Consider the following 23,699-nt stretch of genomic DNA (forward strand, 5'->3'; position numbering starts at 1 on the left):
GAGATACACTCGTGTCGTTCATTACACCCTCAATCAGTTGCATCATCCGCGCCCAAGTGGAATCCCACGAATTCTGCGCTAAGAAAGCATCCACCTGACTCAGCCATGCCGACCGATCGTAATTTTGCTCGATTGCTGCTTCGGCTGCGGCGACGAAATCTGCGACGGTATCTGCAATCTGCACTAAACCCATCTCTCCGTAAGGACGAACGACATCCCGGATCGAGGTAGATACAACTGGCTTCCCAGCGGCGAGGTATTCTGGAGTTTTGGTAGGGCTAATAAAGCGGGTTGACTCGTTACGAGCAAAAGGCAACAACGCTACATCCCACCCAGCAAGATATGCAGGCAATTCTTGATAAGACTTCCCACCCAGATAGTGAAGATTGGGATGTTGGGGCAGCTCTTTGGGGTCTATTTTGACGACTGGGCCAATGATAACCAGATGCCAGTCAGGTCGCGCTTGGGCCATGCCACTCAGCAGTTCCAGATCCATGCGCTCATCAATTACCCCATAGAATCCCAGACGCGGGTGGGGAATATTTTTTTGATCTGCTGGTTCCTCTGTCAGAGTTTTTGCTTGTGCAAAGTGCGCTCTCTCGATGCTACTGGGGAAGGCGTGGGCATTCGGGTGCTGGTTGCGCTTGGCTTCGTAAAGGCTCTGTCCGCCTGTAAATACCAAATCTGCACGTTTAAAGAGTTCGGCTTCGCGCTCAATCATCACGGGTGGCGCTCCCTTAAATGCAGATAGCTCATCCATACAGTCGTAGACAACGACTAAAGGATCTAAGTGGTCTGCGATCGCGATTGCCATCGGTGTGTAATACCACAGAATATACTCGCGGATCTGCGCTTGTGCTAACAAATCATCGAGCATCCCCTTTTGAGCAGCAATGATTTCTTCCTCACTCATTCCTTCGCTCAAGTAAGGCACCACCACCGAGACACCACTCTCGCGGAGGCTAACATCCAGCCGCCAAGATGGATCGGAACTGAAAATCGGTTCTTCAATGAAGAATACTCTTCGCTGCTTTGCACAGCGACTCAAGAGATGTTGCGGTCGTTGGTAGACAAAATCCCAACGCAAATGCGACAAACAAATGAGCGCCGGTGTATTTGACAAGGAATCAGAACCATCCGACTGTAATGTTGGAAATGCACTCGCTGAGGGAGACTCAAGTGCATCTTTTATGGAGAACTGTATCTCCCATGCCCCACCATTACTCACACTATTCTTTATCAAATTTTTGGGCTGGGACATAAATAGCCTCAGATATTTCGTAGATTGGATTTAAGCTTTCAGAATCGCCTACCTACACACAAAGAAGAACAAAGTGGAAAGCCTTGAAGTGAAAAGAACACTTAAAATTAATTCCTAGCTATAACTACAAAAAGCAGCTAGAAATGATGTTTTCCTGCCTTGTTTACCCTTTTTGCGACTCTAAAGCAGTTTTATTGACTTCGCACTTCTGCTTAATTTATCGGGTTTTATTACCATCCGCTTCTGCCTGGAGAAGGAATTTGCTGCCACTGCTAAAAAAATAATAGCTATTGTTGAGTTCTAGCTTCTACCAGAGGAATGACGCGACTTCTTCCTAAAGAATAAATTTAATGTTAAATTAGTTTGTGCTAAATAATACAAAATACCTAAGTATAGTGACTTCTAATGGGAGTAAACAAGAGATGCGGGTGGGTTGCAGGACTTAGAAGACAATGCTTCCAAGTAGCAGCATTATTGCATCCCTTTTCGATGGCTGTAGTAGCTTCAGTAACGAGCGCACGTAATCTCACGTAATTTGTTTTACGCCGGTTTATCATTTTAGGTGCTTGCGTTTTAGGTTATTCAATAAGAGTTATGTTCGCCGAAGCTGTGCGCTTAGCGATCGCTCTAAATGGATTGAATAAAGGTGAATTAAATGCTTGTATCCTAAAAAAATACAGCACTAAATTTATATAATTTATGCTTTATGTATCACCTTTAGTAGCAAATACAAAAGGTGTGCAAAAGTTTTTCGTAATTATTTTAATAGCTAAAGCTACTAAAGAAAATATCTTATTTAGGCTTTAAATAAAAACCTTAATAGTATATTAATAATTTTTATTGAGCGTGGAGTATACTTCGAGGAATTGCCTCGAAAGGCCTTCTGCAAAGTTACTGAACAGTAGATAGTAACTTCTCTAGGAGAATTTGGCGAACCTCCCAAAGGGAGTGATGAATCTTGACTCAGTTTTACAAACTGAGCGTTGAGCGATCGCTTGCTCAGAGAAACTGTAAAGCAGATGGATGAAAGGGGAAAATAGCCAAGGAAAGTTAATAACGAAGGGAAAATATTTTCCCCTCGATGACACAGTCTCAACTAATCACTAAGCTTATCTGCTGTGCTATCGGGAGAAGCATAGCATAGCATAGCTCCCCATAGAACTGTTTGTATTCTTAAGCACACACTGGCTTAAAGTAAAGTCAATCCTTCAGGGAGAGGTGGGTCTGTTCCTCTGGTAGAAGTAAAGAGAACTGATGGCAGTTATTCTTCCTAAGAGCGATCGCATCTGAGGAGAATAGCAAAACGCTCTGGTAATTCCAGACCCGTATTCTAAACCACGATCGTCCTAGATCGGGACTTCATGAGCGGGAAGTATATCCAGTCTTCGTAATTTAGCTGCCCATGAAGTTAACAAGACTGTTTTTGAATAATAACAAATCGCAGAGTTCTAGAGAATAAGAAAAACCACTACGATGAAACCTTCTAATTTGTCCAAAGTTCTTTTTGCAAGTACCTTTGCCTTCACTGTAGCGGCTCTACCCTTAACTCTGCCTTCTGTTGCCCAAACAGGCGGTGGTGCTGGTGGTTCAGCTTCCGGTACTGGTACGGGTGCAGGTGGCGCAACTTCTGGTACAACGGGTGCAGGCGGTGCAACTGCCGGTACCACAGGCGCAGGCGGTGCAACTTCTGGTACTACTGGCATCGGTGGCGGAACTGCCGGTACCACAGGCGCAGGCGGTGCAACTTCTGGTACTACTGGCATCGGTGGCGGAACTGCCGGTACTACAGGCGCAGGCGGTGCAACTTCTGGTACTACTGGCATCGGTGGTGGAACTGCCGGGACAACGGGCGCAGGCGGTGGCGGAACTGTCGGGACAACGGGCGCGGGTGGCGCAACTTCTGGTACCACTGGCATCGGTGGCGGAACTGCTGGTACTACTGGCATCGGTGGCGGAACTGCCGGAACCACAGGCGCAGGCGGTGCAACTTCTGGTACTACTGGCATCGGTGGCGGAACTGCCGGTACTACAGGCGCAGGCGGTGCAACTTCTGGTACCACTGGCATCGGTGGCGGAACTGCCGGGACAACGGGCGCGGGTGGAGCAACTTCCGGTACCACTGGCATCGGTGGCGGAACTGCCGGTACCACAGGCGCAGGCGGTGCAACTTCTGGTACCACTGGCATCGGTGGCGGAACTGCCGGTACCACAGGCGCAGGTGGCGCAACTTCTGGTACCACGGGTGCAGATGCTACTTCTGGGACAACGGGTGGAGGTGGCACCAGTTCCGGGACTTCTACTGCTCCTTACGGCACAGTCACAACGCCTGGGGGTGCAACAGGGACTACCGCTGCTCCTGACGCCACGACTACGACGCCTGGAGGCACTACTTCAGACACAACTACGGTTCCCGGTAGCACAACTCCCAACGGCGCTACTACAGACACCACTTCTTACCAAGGAGTTCAGTCTGCAAGAGGCGATCGTAACTCGAGTTGGGGCTGGTTAGGCTTGCTGGGTCTAATCGGTCTAGCTAATCTGTTCCGCAAGCAGAACCATGAAACTGCACGTCAGCGTTAAACCAGCGTTAAACCAAGTCTTTAAAAACCAAAGCTAACAACAAAGCCCTGGCTGTAAACCAGGGCTTTACTCATATATATAGCGTTTTTTACAGGAGTGAGGTACGCAAAAATTCACTATTATCAAGCTTTCCAGTTTTGAGAATGTACCTCACATAACCGAGAACCGCTATATGTAATTTTTCAAATTTTAGGAAAGTTTAGGCGATCGCTTTCAAGCTTTACACAGATCCCAGAATTGAATCCAGACCCCATTGATGCTTCAGCAAGTTCTGATAGATAGTGTCTCGAATTATCATTTGCTTATGTAGCTGAACCAAAAATTGTTGAGCTTGCTCGCGAGACATATGCTGCACTTGATCTGCAAAAGAAATTAGGCTAAATTCTTGCTCTAAAGACAATTCAATGGGGCGTTCCATAATATTCTCCTGTGCCCAACTAGGCCAAAAACTAAAGTTAAGTAATTGATATGTGTCTGAAAATGAAGCTAAATGAACCAGTTTATTTAAACTTCTTTTGTTGCCTGACAATTACAAAATATCATTTTCAAGTTTGCAGCTTCCTCTTCCACCCGATGTAACTTTAATTTCCTTAAGAAATAATCCGATAGATTTATTCAATAAGGATTAGCTAAATATCTAACACTTCTTTGCACTCAGGCTGTTTGAGCTGTCGGAGAGTGAAGGGCAGCACGAGCAGACTAAAGTTGGATAATGCCCATCTGCTTGCGTGTCAGATTGAGAGAGTCCTTTGTCACTATCGGATCTATCTGAACTTTTTTACAGGACACAAGAAAAATAAACTCTCTTTCCGCAGTGATGGGTAAAAAATAGGCATCTCAGGGAAGGAAGGCTAGAAGGTTAGGCTATTCTGCCGTATTTGCTTCAAATAAAAATCGCTAATTCCTGAATTAAAGCGAATCTGCACAAATTAAGCCATTTATTAATGCTTTTGACCATTTTTGGATCTATCCCCAAACAAGGAACATACTTCTAAGCAACCCTTCTAAGAGAAAATATCCACTTAAACTAAATAGCAAGCTCCTTCATCTATAAGCTCAACTCCAAGCGAACAGCACAAAATATAACTACTTGTCAGCCAGGTTTAGTGACTCGCTAGCAGCGTAGGTTATCAAACCGAGCGCCCCTCACCGTCGCCGGGAGGGATTGGGAGATGCAGGTTTGCCTCTGAAGATAAGAGGAGGGGGTTCTACTGTCCCCCTTAAACGGGTATCCCTAATCTACATAGCGATTGTCCTGATATAGCTAGCTCAAAGCTGAAGCCAACAGATAACAAAAAGGCTTCCTAGACCCTTCTTCTTCCAGGCTCTGATCTAATGAAACAACTCGCTATTTCTCAATTCCGTAAATATGGCTTAATTGGCGTTATCTCATGCGCCACCGTGCTAGGTACAAGTTTCTGCCTCCTGACTCAAGCAAAAGACTATTCCCCTACTCAAGGTCATCCCTCCCTTGGTTCTGGCTTAATATGGCCCACTCAAGGGAATCTCACTCAAGGCTTTAATACTTATCATGAAGGAATTGATATTGCTAATAGCACTGGAACTCCGATTGTTGCTGCCGCATCGGGTACAGTCATCAAAGCTGGTCGTGATGATTCGGGATGGGGATTAGGCAACGTAATAGAAATCCAGCATCCTGATGGAAGCCACACGGTGTATGGTCACAATAGTCGTCTTTTGGTGAGTAAAGGTCAACAAGTTACTCAGGGTCAAGTAATTGCTGAGATGGGTTCGACAGGGAATAGTACAGGCCCTCATCTCCACTTTGAGTATCATCCTGATGGTCGTCTAGCGGTTGACCCGGCTGCCGGATTGCCCTCTTTAGTCGCAGGCAGGATTCCACCGCCGCAAAGAGCAACCGCTGCGCCTAAACCGATTGATCCGCCTCCAGTGGTTTCTCAGACTGTACGCAACAACGCGGACACGAGAGGCAACACCAAACTCTACCCGAATCTAAATGTTTATTCTGGGGGTCGTCAGCAAGGGAACTCTCTTCGAGTACCGCGCGCGATCGCACCCAAACCACTGCAACCGATTGCAGTGACTCCGGCACCAGCGACTTATGCTGTTGCTGCGACTTTCAATCAATGCGGCAACCCCTTGATTGAAGGTGAGACGGCAAGCTCTCTGGTGAAAGTTTGTCGGGAAAATGGTCAATTGTTTTATATGGGGCAATTAAAGCAACAACCGAGCGCTTCGATGCAGCTTGCGGCTTGGCGTGTTGGGCAGGATCGGTATCAAGCGGATAACGGCAGTTATTCTTATTTTATTAGTCCACGCGGAGTAGAAGTTTGGCGAAATGGTCGTCAGCTCCGTTCTGAGCCTTTTAACGGTTCTTTGAAGATTTCACGGTTCTAAAAGGTTTGGTTTGACGACTGATGGTTACGAATCTTCAAAGAACGTGCTAAGAGAAAGTGCTACCCGATTTCTTCTCTAGATAGACTATCAGGTTCTCTATGGGCGATCGCTCTTTCTACCCTGATTTTCCAAGGGAGGTGACAAAGCGATCGCCTTTTCTTTACTTCTTCTTAATAAAACTTATTTTTCTTCACTTTTTTCTGAATAAAAAATTAAGATTTTAAGATTGCGATAATGTCTACCTTATTGTTTGACTATTGTGAGGAGTTAAAGCCTTACAGTATTGATTAACCAGATAGACAAAGCGTTCTGACCGACACGAGCATTACCATCTCGCATCGATGCAACTTTTCTGAAGGTGCGTCAGTGCGGGAAAACAGCGATCGGACAACTGAGCAAACGATTTATTCTAAAGCGGGGATAGACCAGATATTTCTGGAACTTGACTCGTTGATTGAATTGCCATCTGTCAGTTCACATTATTTGTGTATTGCTGAATTGTCTGTATGTTTTGGAACGGCTACAGTTGAACGTCTCATTTAGAAAGTAAATTGCACATTAGGTACCTCTAATGTGGCTGAAACTCAACAATTCATAAAAAATCACCTGAGTTTCCGAAAAATGTTTCCGAAAAACTCAGCAGCCATCCTGAAGCATCACAAAGTGTTTCTCAACCATACGGAGAAAAATCATGGAAACTCTTGCTTACATTCATGTTTCTAATACCTATGAAGAGGCAGAAGCTGGTATCGAGTATACTCTGCGTGACTTTTCGCTGAACTGGAAGCAACCACCGAGTTCAGCTTGGCTGGGTTTACTTGGTGTAGCTTTCTTGTTCGGAGGTCTCAGCGAGATCCAACCAGCTAACGCAGCACAGTATTTTGTAAATACAAACGGCAGTTGTCTCAATGCTCGCTACGGTCCCAGCACACGTTACGGAGTGCATAGCTGCGTCCGTAATGGAGCTGCACTTGCACCAGTTGTGGCTTATCGCAACGGGTATGCAAAGCTTTCTACGGGCCGTTATGTTGCTGCTAACTATATCAGCACGAGACCAGGTTCTGGTTCTAATCCTGGTTCTGGTGTTGGCGGTTCCTTTCTCCGCCTAGGCTCTAGAGGTTCTGCTGTTCGACAAGTTCAATCTGCTTTAGGGGTTTCACCGACTGGATATTATGGTTCGGTGACTCAAAGAGCAGTCCGGAATTTTCAGTCGAGAAATGGCTTACGTGCAGATGGAGTAGTGGGACCGCAAACTCGCAGAGCGCTGGGAGTATAGAGAAGATTTAGCTAAGAAGCTGGTCTATCTATCCTAGAACGAGCTGAGTTAACCTCATTTCATCGAATTGATTTTACTGTTTAACAAGAATAGGGCGCACAACTGCGCCCTATTCTTTTGGGTTTCACTCAAATTTGGGATGGGGTGAGTTTGCAGTCGATTGGTAGCAAAACTCAGTTAAATATCCCATCCTAAAGACTTCGCAACTTGATCTGCCAGAGTCATCGGGTCGAAAGGTTTCGCAATTACTGCCTTTACTCCTAGTTGAGCAAAACGGCGTTGGTCAGCAGCCTGCATTTTAGCCGTCAACAACAGCACGGGGATGTGCTGGGTTACTGGATTGGCTTGCAGCTGTTGAAAAGTCGTTGTACCGTCCCAGTCGGGCATCATCACATCTAGAAGGATGGCGTCAAGTGGTTCAACTTCAGCCTTGGCAAGCCCTTCCCTTCCGGAACTCGCTGTCATAACGTCCCAGCTGGCGACCATTTCTAAGCTTAGCTGAGCCACTTCCCGAATATCCTCTTCATCATCAATTACCAGGATGCGCTTCGTTGTCACCATTGCAGTTTTCCTTCCTGTTGGGAACCATCCGATTCAGCAAGGCAATGATGCGCCCTTCAAATTGTTCTGGAGTAATCCGACCTTTAGTTAGAAACTCGGTTTGTTCTAGCCGCAGCCGCTCTCTTTCGGCGTTGTTCAAATCCTTAGCAGAATATACCACGATTGGAATTTGGCGCAGGCGATTGCACTGACGCAGCCAGTCTACTACAGCAAAACCATCGTACTCCGGCAGTACGATATCCAGCACTAGCAGATCGGGATTGATATTTGCTAATTTTTGAATTGCCTCGCGTCCGTTCTTCGCGTGAATCGTTTCCAAACCGTGGCGCTCAAACCGAGCAATCAGTACCCGCGCCAGATCCAGGTCGTCTTCCACCAGCAAAACTCTAGCAATCTTTGCCTGTTGCAACGACTGCTCTAGCGCTTGAAATAAGGATGCTTCATTTAAGGGTTTGCGAACCCAGCCGGTAAAATCAGGAGGGCGCGGCTTGTCATCATCTGAGTTTGGTGGAAGCAATACCTGAGGCGGAATGTCGTTGATTGTAGAATCCGCGCTGTCAATATTAGAACTGGCTGCATTTTCCATTGCAATTGCATTGGAAGCGATCGCATCTGAAGGTTCAGACGGCTGCAACTGACTCAGATCGGTTTGCAGAAGGTTTCCATCTAGCAGGCTACTTAAGGTCTGATTCTCTAAAGAAGATTTGAGGAGATTACTCTGCTCTGGGGATAAAACGCTGAAAATGACGATGGGAATTTCCCTTGTATCGGGTCGCTGTTTCAAAACTGCCATTGTTTGCCAGCCGTTCATACCGGGCATAATCAGGTCAAGCAGAATCACCGCAGGTTGCTCCTGGAGCGCCAATTCTACAGCTTCTTGACCTGAGAAAGCCGTCTTGACTTGGTAGCCGCGCTGTTCTAATAAAGTTTGGACTACGGCACAGACCGCAGGCTCATCATCGCACACCAGCACGAGAGGCGTACCCAGTGCATTCTCAGCGTCCGAAGGTAAAGGCACGGCACTGTCCTGAGTAGCCACAGGGGAGTATTCGGCTTGGGCTGTCGTCACATCTCCCAAAGACAGATTCTCCCGTTCATCCTCAGCATTCAGCATTCGTGTCTCACTACCCAAAAGGGGCAGTGTAAAGAAAAAGGTACTGCCTTCATTCAGCGTACTTTCGACCCAGATACGACCTCCATGCTGTTGCACAATGCTGCGACAGATTGCTAACCCCAGACCTGTGCCACCTTTATCGCGCGAGTCAGAGGCATCAACTTGTTGGAATCGGTTAAAGATGCTTTCCAGCTTCTGTGCGGGAATCCCTCGTCCCTGGTCTTTCACTTTGAACAATACTGTGAGGGTGAGAGGTTGAGCAAGTGAGGGGGTAAATTCTTTCCCTGTTCCACCCTCCCCGACTCCAGAAGTGGGAAATCGCGTCTCTACAAGCGGCTCCCTGGTCTGCTGAATTTCGGCGCTGAGATAGACGTTGCTGCTAGGAGGCGAGAATTTGATGGCATTGCTGAGTAGGTTCGTCAGGGTCTGGATGATCCGGTCAGGATCGGCGTAAAGTTGGGCGGATGTGGGAGACACGGATAGGGTGACTCCAGCTTTGTCAGCCATTGCCCGCATCACCTCTGATGCCTGAAGCATTAGAGTTGCCGCATCGCAAATCTGATTCTCCATCGCCACCTGACCCGACTCGATACGCTCAATATCGAGGATGTCGTTAATCAGGCGAACTAAGCGGTCGGTATTCGAGACGGCAATCTCCAGCATCCGTTGAGCCTTTTCCGGTTTAGCAGTCAGCAGACCCCCTGCCAGCAAGCCGAGGGCACCGCGAATCGAGGTTAGGGGCGTCCGCAGTTCGTGACTGACGATAGAGACAAACTCATCTTTGAGGCGTTCTATGGCGCGGCGATCGCTAATGTCACGAGCGATCGCTGAGGCACCCGTCACCTGACCCACCCGATTCTTAATTGGAGAAATCGTAATGGCAACATCAATTTGGCTACCGTCTTTTTTAAGGCGCACGGTTTCATAAGGGGGGATGCGTTCTCCCTGCTTGATTCTTGCCAAAATTGACGGCATCTCATTGAAGCGGTCGGGTGTCAACAGAATCGAGATTGGCTGTCCCTTGACTTCTTGGGCGGTATAGCCATAGATTCGTTCAGCCCCTGAGTTCCAGCTGGTAATGATTCCATCTAGTGTTTTGCCCACGATTGCATCCTCTGAGGACTCAACAATCGAGGCTAGTTGGGATAAAGCTTCCTCCCCCCGCTTGCGTTCGGTGATGTCTCGTAAAATTACGGTAAATATTTTTTCCCCAGCTAATTCCAGCTTAGAAATGGAAGCTTCCGCTGGAAACTCCACACCATTTTTACGCTGTCCAAAAACCTCGTTGCGCTCTCCCATCTTCCGGGCGGTACCCACAGAAGTGTCAAAATTGCGAATATGCTGACGGTGAGCGATCGCAGCCCGCTTTGGCAACAGCAAATCCAGGGACTGACCAATTACCTCATTGGCGGTATAGCCAAATATTTTTTCCGCCCCTTGGTTAAATAAGGTAATTTGTTGAGTTTCGTTTACGGAAATAATTGCATCCTCAGCAATATCTAAAATCCCAGCCAGTCGCGCTTGCGATGCCTTTCTCTCCTCCTCTGCCAACTTGCGCTGCGTGATGTCTTGAATCTGAGCAGTAAACAACGGTTCACCCTTGGCATTATGCACCAGCGATCCACTCAAGAAAATCCATACAATGTGTCCCTGTTTGTGGAGGTATCGCTTCTCCACGTTGTAATGCTGAATCTTGCCAGCCAGCATTTGGTGCATATATTCCAGATTGGTTTCTAAATCGTCTGGATGCGTAATCGCTTGGAAGTTCCTAGCCAATAATTCTTGCTCCGAATAGCCAACGATCTCGCATAAAGAACGATTGACTTCCAGCCAGCGTCCATCTGTTGCCACCAGCGCCATTCCCACCGCCGCATAGTCAAAGGCACTCCGAAATCGTTCTTCGCTTGCTTGCAGCGCCTCCTCTATCTGCAAGCGGTAGGCGATTTGGTTTTCCAGTTCTCGGTTCGTTGCTTCCAACACTGCGGGGCTTGGGAGAGCAAGCGCTTGAGGAACCAAGGGCACCAGAGACGCAGCCGTGTACACCGAAACTAAAGCGGTAATTGCTTTGACGAACCCCGATAGCCAATAGGTAGGATGCCAAAGCGTCCAAATCTCCATGACATGGGTGGTACCACAGGCGATGATAAATGCCCCAAATAATAGAAAAATCCAGTCAAATGGAAGATCCTGACGCTTCCGGACAAAGTAGAACAGCGTCACCGGGATCGAATAATAAGCAAGGGCAATTAGAGAATCGGACACGATATGAAGCCACACCAAACCAGACTTCCATAGGTAACAATGACCGTGAGGGATAAACCCTCCTGAACTAAAAAAGACATTTAAAAATTCCAGCATCCAGCTTCTTTCCTTACCCTTGAAGTAAAAAAGACGTTTAAAAATTCCAGTATCAAGCTTCTTTCCTTAGCAGCCTGAGTCTACCTTAAAGTAAATTTTCTGGCAGGGCGATAAGATACTCTCAGAAAAGGCTTTAATAAGCTCCATTCCTCTCGTTGGTAATCCCATTTTGTTTGACCGTTACCATACTTAATTTTCTGAGTTTGATTTTCTGAAGCTACGGACTGGTAGAGACAAGGAAAATCGTAAGTATTTGACAATCCAAAATAGTATAGCAATCAGATTTTAGTTATGAGCTAGAGGTTCAGCTACCCGACTTCTTAGAGAAGTCGGGTAGCTCGCCTTCTAATCATTTAGTAAACTTGCTATCAACTCATTCTGCTAGTGGAGGGATGCATAGCTTTCCTAGCCTAACTTATAAATTTTCTCTGTATTTGTTTTCTCTGCCGCCTCTGCGGTTCGTAAAAAACAACATTTTTAAAGTTAAATGTAATTACGATAGCCTTTATTATTTTATTAATACATCTTTTTCATTTAAAATGGTTTATATAGGTAGGATTAAGCCTCATATTATTAAATACAGATTTTAGCAAAGGTGCGTTTGCCAATCAGTCTATGAAGCCAGAAGACATTCGGATAGCGATCACGCAAGCGAGAGATGCCTGGATTGCTCGTGACGCAGAGGCTCTAACCGCACTGTTTGCGCCCGACGGTGAAATCATCCTACCGGGTCAACGATGGCAGGGGCAAGAGAGAATTCGGCAAGAAGTCACTCATTTTGCTCACCAGTATTCAGATGTAAGAATTGAGATTCGGCAGGTAGTTGTTGAAAGTGATCGCGCAGTAGTCGAGTGGTATTACGAAGATACTGAAAATGCAACAGGTCATCGGAACAAAGCTGATGATGTCATTGTGATTAATTTCAAAGAGGGTCAGATTAGTCGCTGGCGTGAATATTTTGATACTGAAACCCCTAAGCTAAGAACACGATAATTGACTCTACCTATCAGAAACTTAAAGTCGTGATGATTTACCCAACTTGCCTACGCTCAGGGGATGGTTCTAGGGGAAACGCCAACCACACCCAAAGGTAAATCGCCAGACCAATTCCGGTTATAACAACGCTTAAAACGACTATAGCAACCCGTACACCGAGAAGTGACAGTCCCCACCGTTGCGCGATCGCTGCACACACTCCTGCAATGACCTTGCGGCGACGGCTGCGGTAGAAAGTTGCGGTTGGTCTTTCTGGTGTGTTTACCCCAGTTCGCAACCTGTTCGTTTTCAGGATTAAGGAAATGAGGAACCCGACAAAACCCAAAACCCCAGATGGAATCGTGATAATTGCACCCAAATGAGCAAAGGTCATCAACGTAATCACACCCCCAAGCCAAGGGGTTCCAGGACAGGTATAAATATTAAAAATAATAATTCCCCCACCACCGACTTCACAGGCGAAGCGTTCAGCCAAACCCGTACCCCCCAAAGTTAGTAGGATTGGAAAAATGCTGTAGAAAACACAAACGGCAAGCAGGACTAATTGCCAAGGAATCGAAAGAGAACGTCGAATTGCGATCGCAGAAAGCGCTGGGCCGAAAAATAACAGCGCCGTAATTATAACTAGAGAAATAACTAGAGAAAAAATGTCACCCATTTGCCGATTCCTAATATCTTGTCTTACCGTAGAAAACGCTGAACTAGAGTTGCTTAGCGATAGATTCAAGAGGATTAGGTTGAGCGTTTTTTGGAGGTTGTGGCACCACAGTTGGGTAAGGATTAATAAGAGCATCGTCAACCCAGCCGGAATAATATTTGACGCTAGTAGAATTCTTCGACAAATTCACTAAATCCAAATCGCCTCGCATGGCATTAAGGTTGATGCCACCGCTAGGATTGCGCTCTATAGAACCAATGCCTCTAGGACCTCCCCCAGAGTGACACTCACACACTTCATCAAATCCTCGGACAAAGCGCGAACCGTCCCAATGCCAGTCATTACCAGGCCAGGAGACAGGAGAAAACCACACCGGCGGCTTTTCCGATGATCCAAAAATTTCAGACCAAGAAGTTGCCCCCTGCCCATCCAGCGTCCCTGTGAAGCCTGTTTCATATCTGACTTCGTAACGACCTTTCCGGCGCGGCAGAGGTTGATTGCTACTGCTATAGTCTGTGGGCAGCCACCAGAGAACTTCAACGGTTTGTCCCCCAGTAGCATCGAGAGTAGCCGCAGGCGTCTCGTTCAATAAGGCGCTGTAGAGTGGCACTTTCTTGGTCGGTAGTTGTGCGGTGATGGCAAAGCGCCAGCATTTCCAATCAGGATTATCGGGAACTGACAATTGCAACTGGCAGACCCCGTTGCCTGTACCAACCCAAAGCCGATCTGATTCCAGCAATAGCTTATCGGGAATTGTACCGATGAGCGGACTGTTGTCTACGCGGTACGAAGTCACAGAACCAGATTGCAGGTCAGAAGAGTTGGGACGGTACGCGACTAATCCCATTCCTGGTGAATAGTTGTTGCCTTCTCCACTAATTTTTGTTGCCATCCAGAATGTTGGGCGATCGCGAGTTCCAGCAATCTCGAAATCCAGAATCTCTTGTCTATCCATCCCTTGTGGATGAATAACTGTCCATTTCTGCTGCTGCGGCTGATAACCGACGAGTGTTGTTTTGCCGGTATACCCTTCTCCTTGCGGAAAGGCAAGCGACCACCACAAGCGATCGCCTACAATTTTAGCGGCGGTAATGTAAGGAAAGCTCAGACAACCGCCTGTGTATAGGGTTTGAGTTTTTGGTTGCTTACTTTCGGGCGTAATTAGCGTAATTACGACTTTTGCTTCTTTTTGGCAATCTGGAGTTTCTGAATTCCCTTCACGACTTACCCGATATTGATAAGTCTTGCCTTGATATTCAATCGTTTCGTAACGAGACGGCAGATTTAACTCTCCCCCTAGCGCTTTTTGATGCTTCTCTGGCTGAGAAACAAAATTTTTGGGGAGGCTTCCTGGTTGCACAGAAAAATTACTACTATTTTTGTCAAAAATAAAATCATACTTGCGCGATTGAAACTTTACAGTATCACCAGCAGTCACAATGTTGCGGATGTGAAAATCAAATTGCTGAGAAGGCAATTCATCTTTATCGGAAACCAGTTTTGGCAATTTAGTTGCTGAATTATCCGAATTCGCTATCTGGGAACTTTTGTCAGTTTGTGAAGTCGTTTTTGAGTTTGAAGCCGTCGATTTAGTAGAATTAGTTGCTGGCTCAATTGCCTGAGGAGATTGAGGAGTTTGAGCTGCACAGGCATTGAGAATTCCAACAATACCGAAAATTGCCACGAAACGCTTCATCGAGAGGTTTTCTCTCTTTTTGGAAAAATCATTTAATAGGGAAATCACGTCTAAACACAGATGAACACGATAGAGATAGATACAATCTTCGTTTTTGGATTTCCCGATAAGTAAGGATGCGAAAAAAGCTTATTTAAATAACACTTTTGCTAACGTTTATTAAAGGTCTACAAAACAGATTTTTTTCCCGTTTCAGCCTTTTCGAGATGTGTCCGTGCCTTGTAGTCGAGAACACGTGGATCTCTTGAAAATTAAATTGTGCGCTTACGTGCTGTCTCGACTAACGCCTGAAAGATGCGTTGCTGATAGGGATCTTGGAGAGCGAGTTCTGGATGCCACTGAAGTGCGATCGCCCAAGGATGCTGTTCGTGTTCCATCGCTTCAATTACGCCATCAGAAGCGCGTGCCGTAACCCTCCACCCTGGTGGTACTGTCCGCACCGCTTGATGATGCCACGAGACTATCTCCGACTCTGTAATGCCAATCATCGCTGCTAGGCGACTATCGGGGTCAATTTGCACATGATGTTCGCAGAAGCGAGACTGATGGGTGCGGTGCGCGATCGCGTCACCAAATTCATCCGGCAGATGCTGCACCAAATTGCCACCCGTTGCGACTACCAAAATTTCCAAGCCGCGACAAATCCCTAGCACTGGGATATCTGTATCTAAAACCAGCTTGGCTAAAGCTAGCTCAAAGGTATCGCGCTGATGATCGACGTTATAAACTGTGGGATGGGATGAGTCGTTGTAAACCGCGGGGTCAATATCACCCCCGCCAGAAAAGATTAAACCATCAATTCTTTCTAAAATGGCTGCGGGATCGGGTTCTCCCGGCGGTAGTAACATCGGTAAGCCACCCGCTAAGCGCACTGCCTCTACATAGTCGCCTCTAATACTAAACAGGCGCGTATCCAGCTGACCAGCGGTAGTAATTCCAATGAGTGGCGGCTTAGATTTCATTTTCTGATGTTAGCAGTTGATCGGGCGATCGCTCTGGCTCCGTAACCTCAGCATTGCGAGATTTTATCCCTGATGCTGGGAATCGAAAAACCTCTCCTATTGCTTCCAGTCTCCATCCTGAAAGTAGCTTCCGGCAATAAAAAGCGATCGCTGTCTGTGCAAGGTAGCCAATTGCGAAATCTACCGCAACATCAAACGAGCGATCGCCGTCTTTGCATTCTTAGGCTGAGTTCCCCTTAAGCATGACTGTTTTTGCAGATTTAGCGTGTCGCAGGCAATACAGTTTGCTGTGCTGTCTTGGGAATTTCAACAGCGTATGGAGGCAAGGAGAAAGTAGCTGAATTTTCGAGGGAGACGCGATCGCCTTTAGATCGCCTTTGTTGGGTGCAACGTGCCGTAAACTCTGCATCGGTGAAGCCAAGCCAGAACATCATCCCTGCTGTTTAGTAATTCAGGAAAGTTGATATTTGTGAATATTCCCTAGGGGGTAATCAAATTAGGTTAAATTTAGGTTAAGGTAACATCTACAAGAGATTTTGAAATTAAGACTCAATGTCATAAAAAGATAGCCATGATTAATCCTGACCAAGCGAGCAAAAACAGCTTTCTTTACCCTCAAAGCCGCTATTACGGCTCATTTACGCCCGAACAACTCGCTTTTAATGCCAATTTGCAAGAGTTTGCTCATAAAGTTGGCTACATTTCTGCTCTAGAGACCGGAGGCAAGCTTGCTCCCGAACAGGCATATGAACAAGTGAAGCGTCTCTGGAAACAGTTGAAACAGAGCAAGAAGGCACTCTCGATTGGTGGAGATCGACCCTCAGAAATAAGATAGTTTTTAGAGAGTCGCATTATAAAACTGATACAAGCCAGTTGAGCAATGGAATTGCTGAATACCCCTTTTGTTGTCAGAGCGTCATTGAATGGCTAGATAGGAACTGATGACAAAAGTGTTGGTGATTGAAGATGAAGAAGTCATCCGTGAGAGCATCCTAGACATCCTGATTGAAGGAGAATTTATTGCCATTGGTGCTGAAAATGGCAGCATCGGAGTGCAATTGGCAAAAGAATTGCGTCCCGATTTGATTTTATGTGATGTGAGAATGCCAGAACTTGATGGGTACGAAGTTCTCAGGGCGCTTCGTTCCGATCCGGTTACAGCTCCAATTCCCTTCATTTTTCTCACGGCTGATACTACTGAAAACTTCTTTCACCAAGGGCAACTCTTAGGTGCAAACGGTTATCTTGCTAAACCGTTTACAACTGCTTCACTTTTAGAAGCGATCGCTACTCATATGAGAAAATAATCCGACTTTCTTATTCTTAAGCAGGTGCTTGGGAATGTCTATTTAAATTTACGACTAAAGGGGGAGGCGGAGCCTCTCTTTTTTTGTATTTAGGCAGATGCCAGTAAATGAGGAAAGTTTGGCATGGACAAGCGGCTATTTCTCATTGCTTTCTCATCACGCCTGTAGACTTTCAACGCATACTTGTAGAGAGAGTGCAGGAAGCAACGCCGTGGAAAAAACGGAAAAACAGAAGATGCTGGCAGGCGAGCTATATCTAGCGTCTGACCCAGAACTCGCTGCTGGAAGCAAACGGGCGTCTCGTCTATTAAGAATGTACAATGCGACAACTGAGGAAGAGCTAGAGTTGCGATCGCAAATCCTCAACGACTTGTTCGCTCAGGTAGGATCAACGGTTCAAATTGTACCTCCATTTCACTGCGATTACGGCAGCAATATTTACACGGGCAACGGATTTTACATGAATTACGGATGCGTAATTCTAGACTGTAATACCGTTCATATCGGTGACAATGTTTTGTTTGGCCCCTACGTGCAAATTTACACCGCCTATCATCCGACCGATCCCGAAATCCGTCAAACGGGTCTAGAACTTGCTGCACCGATTAAGATTGGCAATAATGTCTGGATTGGAGGCGGCGCTATCATTTGTCCAGGGGTAACAATTGGCGACAATACTACGATTGGAGCTGGTAGTGTTGTTGTTAAAGATATTCCTGAAAATGTCGTGGCGGCTGGCAATCCCTGTCGAATCATTCGACCGTTAACTTAAGTTTTTGCTGAGTTTAATGAGAAAACTTTTAATAATTTAACAGTAAGATGACCCCAGAAGAAAAAAGATTAAAAGAAGACCGCGATCGCAAGGCTCATTGGCGGCGATGGGGGTCTTATTTGAGCGAACGACAGTGGGGAACGGTGAGAGAAGATTATAGTCCTGATGGCTCGGCTTGGGACTATTTTACTCACGATCAGGCTCGTTCTCGCGCTTATCGCTGGGGAGAAGATGGGATTGCCGGGATTTCGGATAATCATCAGCGGCTTTGTTTTGCGATCGCGCTTTGGAATGGAGAAGATCCGATCCTTAAAGAAAGGCTTTTTGGCTTAACTGGGAAGGAAGGAAATCATGGCGAGGATGTCAAGGAATATTACTTTTATCTTGACAATACTCCCACTCATTCTTACATGAAATGTCTTTATAAATATCCACAACAAGCCTTCCCTTATGCTCAACTCGTTGAAGAAAATAAGTGTAGAGGTTATCAAGATCGAGAATTTGAATTACTTGATACTGGAGTTTTTGATTCTGATGCCTATTTCGATATTTTTGTTGAGTATGCCAAAGCTTCACCAGAGGATATTTTAATTCAAATTAGTGCTATCAACCGAGGAACTGAAGAGAAAACGCTGCATCTTCTCCCGACTCTCTGGTTTCGTAATACCTGGTCTTGGAATAATTCTGAAGATAAGCCCAAAATCAAAAAGCTCAAAAGTGACGATAATCTAAGTATTTTAGAAGCTACTGAAGCAACGCTGGGCGAACGCTGGCTTTATTGTGAGGGGAATCAGGGTGCGGAAACGCCGCCCCTACTGTTGTTTACAGAAAATGAAACAAATCAGGAAAGATTGTTTGGGGTAAATAATCCCTCGACCTACGTAAAAGATGGGATTAATAATTATATTGTCAGCGGTCAAAAAGATGCTGTAAATCCTAACCAAATAGGAACTAAATTTGCCGCTAATTATAAATTAAAAATTGGTGCGGGCGAAACCAAAGTGATTCGGCTTAGGCTAAGTGATATTCCTAGCTTTGCAGAACCATTTGGTGCGGATTTTGACACAGCTTTCCAAAATCGCCAACGAGAAGCTGATGAATTTTACGAAAAAGTTACTTCTCCTTGTTCGCTAACAGAAGACAGGCAAAATGTGCAGCGGCAAGCTTTCGCGGGAATGTTGTGGAATAAGCAATATTATTACTATGTTGTAGAAGAATGGTTAAAAGGCGATCCGATTCATCCGTCACCCAAGTCGCGCCAAAGCATTAGAAATTCTGAGTGGATTCATCTTTTCAATGATGACATTATTTCCATGCCGGACAAGTGGGAATATCCTTGGTTTGCAGCCTGGGATTTAGCCTTTCATGTCATTCCCTTAGCAACAATCGATCCGGATTTTGCAAAGCGGCAACTCGATAGATTGACGCGGGAATGGTATATGCATCCCAATGGTCAATTACCAGCCTATGAATGGGATTTCAGCGATGGTAATCCGCCGGTTCATGCTTGGGCAACATTCCGCATTTACAAGATTGAACAAAAAATGTATGGTCGCGCTGATAAGAAGTTTTTAGAGCGCGTGTTTCAAAAATTACTACTCAATTTTACCTGGTGGGTGAACCGCAAAGATATCGGAGGGAAAAATGTATTTCAAGGCGGTTTCTTAGGAATGGATAACATTGGTGTCTTTGACAGAAATGTAGAACTTCCTACAGGCGGAAACCTAGAACAGTCTGATGGTACAAGTTGGATGGGAATGTACTGTCTAAATATGCTAGCGATCGCGCTAGAGTTGGCACCGGAAAATTCCGCTTACGAAGATATCGCCAGCAAATTTTTTGAACACTTCCTTTATATCGCTGATGCGATGAACTGTATGGGCGATGCAGAGACATCTCTGTGGGATGAAGCGGATGGTTTTTACTACGATATGCTGCATCTACCTGATGGTAGCTATTTGCCATTAAAAGTGCGGTCAATGGTTGGGCTGATTCCCCTATTAGCAGTTGCCACGATTGAACCAGAAACTTTAGAGAAACTTCCAGGTTTTCAACAAAGAATGCAATGGTTTATTCAAAATCGCCCTAACCTAAAGCAAAATGTTGCGTGTATGGAAACGCCAGGGGTTGGTGCTAGAAGATTACTGGCAATCGCTTATCGAGATAAACTCCGCCGGATCTTAGAGAAAATGCTCGATGAAAATGAATTCTTAAGCCCCTATGGGATTCGCTCCGTTTCAAAATTTCATGCGAGTAATCCATACATTTTTGAGGTAAATGGAGAAGAATACCGGGTAGATTACGAACCCGCAGAATCCAGGAGCGGCTTATTTGGAGGGAATTCCAACTGGCGCGGGCCTATTTGGTTTCCGATTAATTATTTAATTATTGAAGCGCTTCAAAAATTTCATTACTACCTGGGTGATGATTTCCAAGTCGAATGTCCCACAGGTTCTGGTCAAATGATGAATCTCTGGGAAGTCGCCACAGAATTGTCGCAAAGGCTAACCCGAATTTTCCTTCAGGATGAATCAGGTAAACGTCCGGTTTATGGCGACTCGGAAACCTTTCAAAATAATCCCCATTGGCGCGATTTAATTCTGTTCTACGAATATTTTCATGGCGATAATGGCGCAGGACTGGGCGCTAGTCATCAAACTGGCTGGACAGGTGTAGTCGCTAAACTCATTCAGCAATGCGGCGAATACGGCGGACAAAATCAAGCTTCCAAACCTGCTCAAAAATAGGCTGAACGGTGAACTATTATCAGTAGCAGGGTGATTCAGCTTACTACTGCAAACTGGACGGGCAAAGTGTTGGGAATTGGAAAACTGGGTAAACCGGAATTCAAGGCTGGAGTCAAATGGTTAGCTTGGTCAGCAGGTCTAGCAGTAGCAAGCGTAGGAGGTTGGCTAGTTTATGGGTTGCTGCTAAATCGCTCCAGCGATCCGGTGGCGGTGCGTTTGGTAAAAGTAGAGCGAGGCACCGTTGAGAACACGATCAATGAAAGTGGCGTGGTTGAATTAGGCGGTCAGCAAACCCTCAAATCCCCAGCGGAAAGCGCTGTGGAACGGGTGTTAGTACAACTTGGCGATCGCGTTCAATCCGGTCAAAAACTCATCGTTCTGCGCGACACCAAGCAAGAAACAAGCCTCGACGCCCAGCAGTTGGAGATTACTAAACAGGAACTCACTTTGGCACGCAGTCGCCAGAAAGTTGTAGAAGCCCAGGAAAGGCTAACAACTGCCCGAAGAGAACTCCAAAATCGTGTCAATCAGCAGGCGGCAATTCGGAAACAGGAACTTAGCATCAAACGCAATCAGCAGAAGATTGCCGAAGCTCAGGAAAAGCTAACGGCTGCCCAACAGGAACTCAAGCAGCTGCAAGTCCTCGCTGACAAAGGCTTCATTCCAGCCAACGAACTCCAGAATCAGCAAGAACAAGTCCGCGATGCCCAGTCTGCTTTACGAGATGCTCAGTTAGAAGCGAGTACAAGTAACTTAGAACTCCAGAACCTTCAGCAGCAGCGTCAAACTGACCAGCAAGAAATCTTAGACAAGGTGGCGACTGCACAAACTGAACTGCGGCAGGCACAATTAGAAGTCGCTACCACCAGTCGGGACATCCAGATGAAGGTGCTGGAAATCAAAAATCTTCAGCAGCAACTCCAAAACAACATCGTCACTGCACCCATTCAAGGGAAAGTTCTCAACATCATGGTTAAGAATGGGAATGGCGTCAACATTGGGAATGACCTGTTGACTTTGGGCGATCCAACGCAAGAGTTGGTGAAACTCAATCTTTCCACGCTGAATGCTGCCAAAGTAAAGAGCAATCAACGTGTCCGCATTAGTGTGATTGGTCCCGATGCGAAGAAATTTACCGGACGAGTGCAAAGCTTGTATCCCCAAGCGATCGCTAGCACTTCTAGCAGCAGCGAGCAGGAAAGCCAATCCGGACAAGCCACGGTGCCTGCAACTGTCAAGCTTGACCAACCCACCCGCAGATTAATTCCTAGCAGCCAAGTCAGCGTCGAAATCATTTTGCAGCAGCGCCAGAACGTCGTGGTTTTGAATACGGAAGCCATACAGCGCTCTGGTTCTAAACCCTTTGTCTGGGTACGAGATCAAGGCAAGGCGCAAAAACGGGACGTATCTTTGGGGCTAGAGGGATTAACAACCGTAGAAGTGACTTCAGGTTTGCAACCGGGGGACTCCGTGGTGCTGCCCCCACCGGATGCTTCCTTAGAGCCAGGAACGCCGGTTATTGTTCAAGAGAAATTAGAAAAGAAAGATGAAAAGTGATTGGTAATTGGTAATTGGTAATCGGTAATTGGTAATTAATATCCTTGCTCTCATGCTCAGCCTGGGAAACAGAAAAAAGAAACATGAGAAGTAATTGGTAATTCCTAATTTTTAAGTTGATATGAGCCTCTCCCCCTTCGACCTCCTCGCGCTCACCTGTAACTCGCTACGCAGTAACCCTGTGCGTTCAACCCTTACCACTTTGGGCGTTTTTATGGGTGTAGCAGCAGTCAGCGCCACGCTTCAAGTGGGCAGCATCAGTCGAGCGGTAATTGCCAAGCAACTCGCTGAGAGAGACGCCCCTCAAGTCTCTGTCTACATGAATGGGGAACTCCGGTCAGAAGACATGGAATACTTGCGACAGCGGCTAGAGGGCGTGCGGGCAATCAGTGCCTCTAGTGGGTTCTATCCGAATCCTCAAACCTTATTTCAGGATAAAGAAGCCCAACCTAATATGAGGTCTGTTACTCAAGACTTTCTGCTCACGTCGGGAAAGCAATTGGTAGCGGGGCGCTTTTTCACTCCTGCCGATTTTGAAAACTATCGCCCTGTCGTGGTGCTCGATCAATTTTTAGTAGACAAACTTTTTAAAGGTCAGAAAGCTGTTGGAGAAACCATTTATGCCAATTCAAGACCCTACGTCGTTGTCGGGGTCGTGCCAACCGTTACCCCATCTTTTGGGGAACCTGAAGGTGAGGTATTGATACCGATGTCGTTTTACTACGCCCTGACGGGTAGCCGCGACCTTGGCTCCTTCAAGATACGCCCTTACAAAATAGAAGACTTAGAAGATTTGGCAGACAAAGCCAAGCAACTGATGGAGCAGCGCTTCCCAGGCAAAGAGGTTTATGCCTGGAACAACGTAGACGAAATCTTGGCGCAGCAGCAAACCTTGGAAATGGCATCCAATGGGCTGACAGCCGTGGGAATCATTTCGCTACTCATCGGTGGCGTCGGCATTGCCAATATCACAATCGCAGCAGTAATGGAGCGTACCCCAGAAATTGGGCTGAGGCGGGCAATTGGGGCAAAAAGGCGGGACATCTTGCTGCAATTTATTCTGGAAGCGGCAATCCTGAGTTTATTGGGGGGAACTGCCGCTATTATCTCGGTGCATGGCTTGACGATGGTTGTCGCCGAAACTTTTAAGTTACCTTACGAATTTGAAAGCAAGACGGCTGCCTTGTCCTTAGGATCTGCACTCTTGGTAGGAGTAGGCGCTGGATTTTTGCCTGCTGTGAGAGCTAGCCGACTCGATCCCGTGAAAGCACTGCGTAACTCTTAGCCTCACTAATAGGCATTGTGTCAAGCTGCCCAATTTCAGATTTTGGATTAAATGGGCAATTGTTCCATCTAAAATCTCAGGACTTACGCAGGTACGCTATAGGTAGTGGCATAGGGGCTGATAGAGCTACATCAAAAAAAACTAATTAATTGAGCCTGAGCATGTTAGTCTCAAGTCGAGTAGAGATTGA

The 23,699-nt window shown here is 46.3% G+C and carries 18 protein-coding genes and 1 pseudogene; 11 read left to right on the top strand and 8 right to left on the bottom strand.

The window, feature by feature from the left end; translation table 11 throughout:
- Nucleotides 1-28: 28 nt before the first annotated feature.
- A pseudogene (locus tag NC994_RS16130) lies at nucleotides 29-1,261 on the bottom strand (glycosyltransferase family 1 protein); the annotation flags it as partial.
- Nucleotides 1,262-2,734: 1,473 nt separating this feature from the next.
- Between NC994_RS16130 and NC994_RS16135 the strand changes: the two are divergent.
- Nucleotides 2,735-3,841, top strand: a complete 1,107-nt coding sequence (locus NC994_RS16135) for a WGxxGxxG-CTERM domain-containing protein (protein WP_190439064.1) — start codon at nucleotides 2,735-2,737, stop codon at nucleotides 3,839-3,841.
- Nucleotides 3,842-4,061: 220 nt separating this feature from the next.
- Here NC994_RS16135 and NC994_RS16140 read toward each other — a convergent pair whose 3' ends face one another.
- A complete protein-coding gene (locus tag NC994_RS16140) occupies nucleotides 4,062-4,259 on the bottom strand; it encodes an NblA/ycf18 family protein (RefSeq protein ID WP_190410067.1) in 198 nt (65 codons plus the stop codon).
- A gap of 917 nt (nucleotides 4,260-5,176) precedes the next feature.
- Between NC994_RS16140 and NC994_RS16145 the strand changes: the two genes are divergently transcribed.
- Both NC994_RS16145 and NC994_RS16150 read left to right on the top strand, forming a co-directional pair.
- Nucleotides 5,177-6,220, top strand: a complete 1,044-nt coding sequence (locus NC994_RS16145; RefSeq protein ID WP_190439065.1) for a M23 family metallopeptidase — start codon at nucleotides 5,177-5,179, stop codon at nucleotides 6,218-6,220.
- A gap of 691 nt (nucleotides 6,221-6,911) precedes the next feature.
- Entirely contained in the window at nucleotides 6,912-7,496 is a 585-nt protein-coding gene (locus tag NC994_RS16150; protein WP_190410065.1) for a peptidoglycan-binding domain-containing protein, read from the top strand.
- A 177-nt stretch (nucleotides 7,497-7,673) separates the two neighbouring features.
- Here NC994_RS16150 and NC994_RS16155 read toward each other — a convergent pair whose 3' ends face one another.
- Complete coding sequence (locus NC994_RS16155) at nucleotides 7,674-8,054, bottom strand: response regulator (RefSeq protein WP_190410137.1); 381 nt, start codon at nucleotides 8,052-8,054, stop codon at nucleotides 7,674-7,676.
- A complete protein-coding gene (locus tag NC994_RS16160) occupies nucleotides 8,026-11,529 on the bottom strand; it encodes a PAS domain S-box protein (RefSeq protein WP_190439067.1) in 3,504 nt (1,167 codons plus the stop codon). The genes NC994_RS16155 and NC994_RS16160 overlap by 29 nt, the downstream gene beginning before the upstream one ends.
- Before the next feature lie 615 nt (nucleotides 11,530-12,144).
- Here NC994_RS16160 and NC994_RS16165 point away from each other — a divergent pair.
- Entirely contained in the window at nucleotides 12,145-12,522 is a 378-nt protein-coding gene (locus NC994_RS16165) for a nuclear transport factor 2 family protein (protein WP_190439074.1), read from the top strand.
- A gap of 37 nt (nucleotides 12,523-12,559) precedes the next feature.
- Here the strand turns inward: NC994_RS16165 and NC994_RS16170 are convergent, their stop codons facing one another.
- From NC994_RS16170 to NC994_RS16180, 3 genes are all read right to left on the bottom strand, one after another.
- Nucleotides 12,560-13,183, bottom strand: a complete 624-nt coding sequence (locus NC994_RS16170; RefSeq protein ID WP_190439077.1) for a PspC domain-containing protein — start codon at nucleotides 13,181-13,183, stop codon at nucleotides 12,560-12,562.
- A 43-nt stretch (nucleotides 13,184-13,226) separates the two neighbouring features.
- Nucleotides 13,227-14,879, bottom strand: coding sequence for a hypothetical protein (locus tag NC994_RS16175; protein WP_190439080.1), 1,653 nt, complete (start codon nucleotides 14,877-14,879; stop codon nucleotides 13,227-13,229).
- 251 nt (nucleotides 14,880-15,130) lie between these two features.
- On the bottom strand, nucleotides 15,131-15,841 hold the full coding sequence (locus NC994_RS16180) for a gamma-glutamyl-gamma-aminobutyrate hydrolase family protein (RefSeq protein WP_190439082.1): 711 nt from the start codon (nucleotides 15,839-15,841) through the stop codon (nucleotides 15,131-15,133).
- Between the two features lie 72 nt (nucleotides 15,842-15,913).
- On the opposite strand from NC994_RS16180, the gene NC994_RS16185 reads away from it, so the two are divergent.
- Complete coding sequence (locus NC994_RS16185; protein WP_190439084.1) at nucleotides 15,914-16,081, top strand: hypothetical protein; 168 nt, start codon at nucleotides 15,914-15,916, stop codon at nucleotides 16,079-16,081.
- A 20-nt stretch (nucleotides 16,082-16,101) separates the two neighbouring features.
- Here the strand turns inward: NC994_RS16185 and NC994_RS16190 are convergent, their stop codons facing one another.
- Entirely contained in the window at nucleotides 16,102-16,275 is a 174-nt protein-coding gene (locus tag NC994_RS16190) for a hypothetical protein (protein WP_190428456.1), read from the bottom strand.
- 137 nt (nucleotides 16,276-16,412) lie between these two features.
- Here NC994_RS16190 and NC994_RS16195 point away from each other — a divergent pair, with 137 nt between their 5' ends.
- From NC994_RS16195 to NC994_RS16220, 6 genes are all read left to right on the top strand, one after another.
- Entirely contained in the window at nucleotides 16,413-16,676 is a 264-nt protein-coding gene (locus tag NC994_RS16195; protein ID WP_190410057.1) for a hypothetical protein, read from the top strand.
- Between the two features lie 106 nt (nucleotides 16,677-16,782).
- Nucleotides 16,783-17,148, top strand: a complete 366-nt coding sequence (locus NC994_RS16200) for a response regulator (protein ID WP_190410056.1) — start codon at nucleotides 16,783-16,785, stop codon at nucleotides 17,146-17,148.
- Between the two features lie 211 nt (nucleotides 17,149-17,359).
- Nucleotides 17,360-17,920, top strand: coding sequence for a sugar O-acetyltransferase (locus tag NC994_RS16205; protein ID WP_190439087.1), 561 nt, complete (start codon nucleotides 17,360-17,362; stop codon nucleotides 17,918-17,920).
- Nucleotides 17,921-17,967: 47 nt separating this feature from the next.
- The gene (locus tag NC994_RS16210; protein WP_190439088.1) at nucleotides 17,968-20,667 is read left to right on the top strand and encodes a glucosidase; all 2,700 of its coding nucleotides are present in this window, start codon (nucleotides 17,968-17,970) and stop codon (nucleotides 20,665-20,667) included.
- Between the two features lie 30 nt (nucleotides 20,668-20,697).
- Entirely contained in the window at nucleotides 20,698-22,224 is a 1,527-nt protein-coding gene (locus NC994_RS16215; RefSeq protein ID WP_347276554.1) for an efflux RND transporter periplasmic adaptor subunit, read from the top strand.
- A 121-nt stretch (nucleotides 22,225-22,345) separates the two neighbouring features.
- The gene (locus NC994_RS16220) at nucleotides 22,346-23,509 is read left to right on the top strand and encodes an ABC transporter permease (protein WP_190439091.1); all 1,164 of its coding nucleotides are present in this window, start codon (nucleotides 22,346-22,348) and stop codon (nucleotides 23,507-23,509) included.
- Nucleotides 23,510-23,699 lie beyond the last annotated feature (190 nt).

Source organism: Trichocoleus sp. AS-A1, assembly GCF_039962015.1.
Classification (GTDB): Bacteria; Cyanobacteriota; Cyanobacteriia; order Cyanobacteriales; family FACHB-T130; genus FACHB-T130.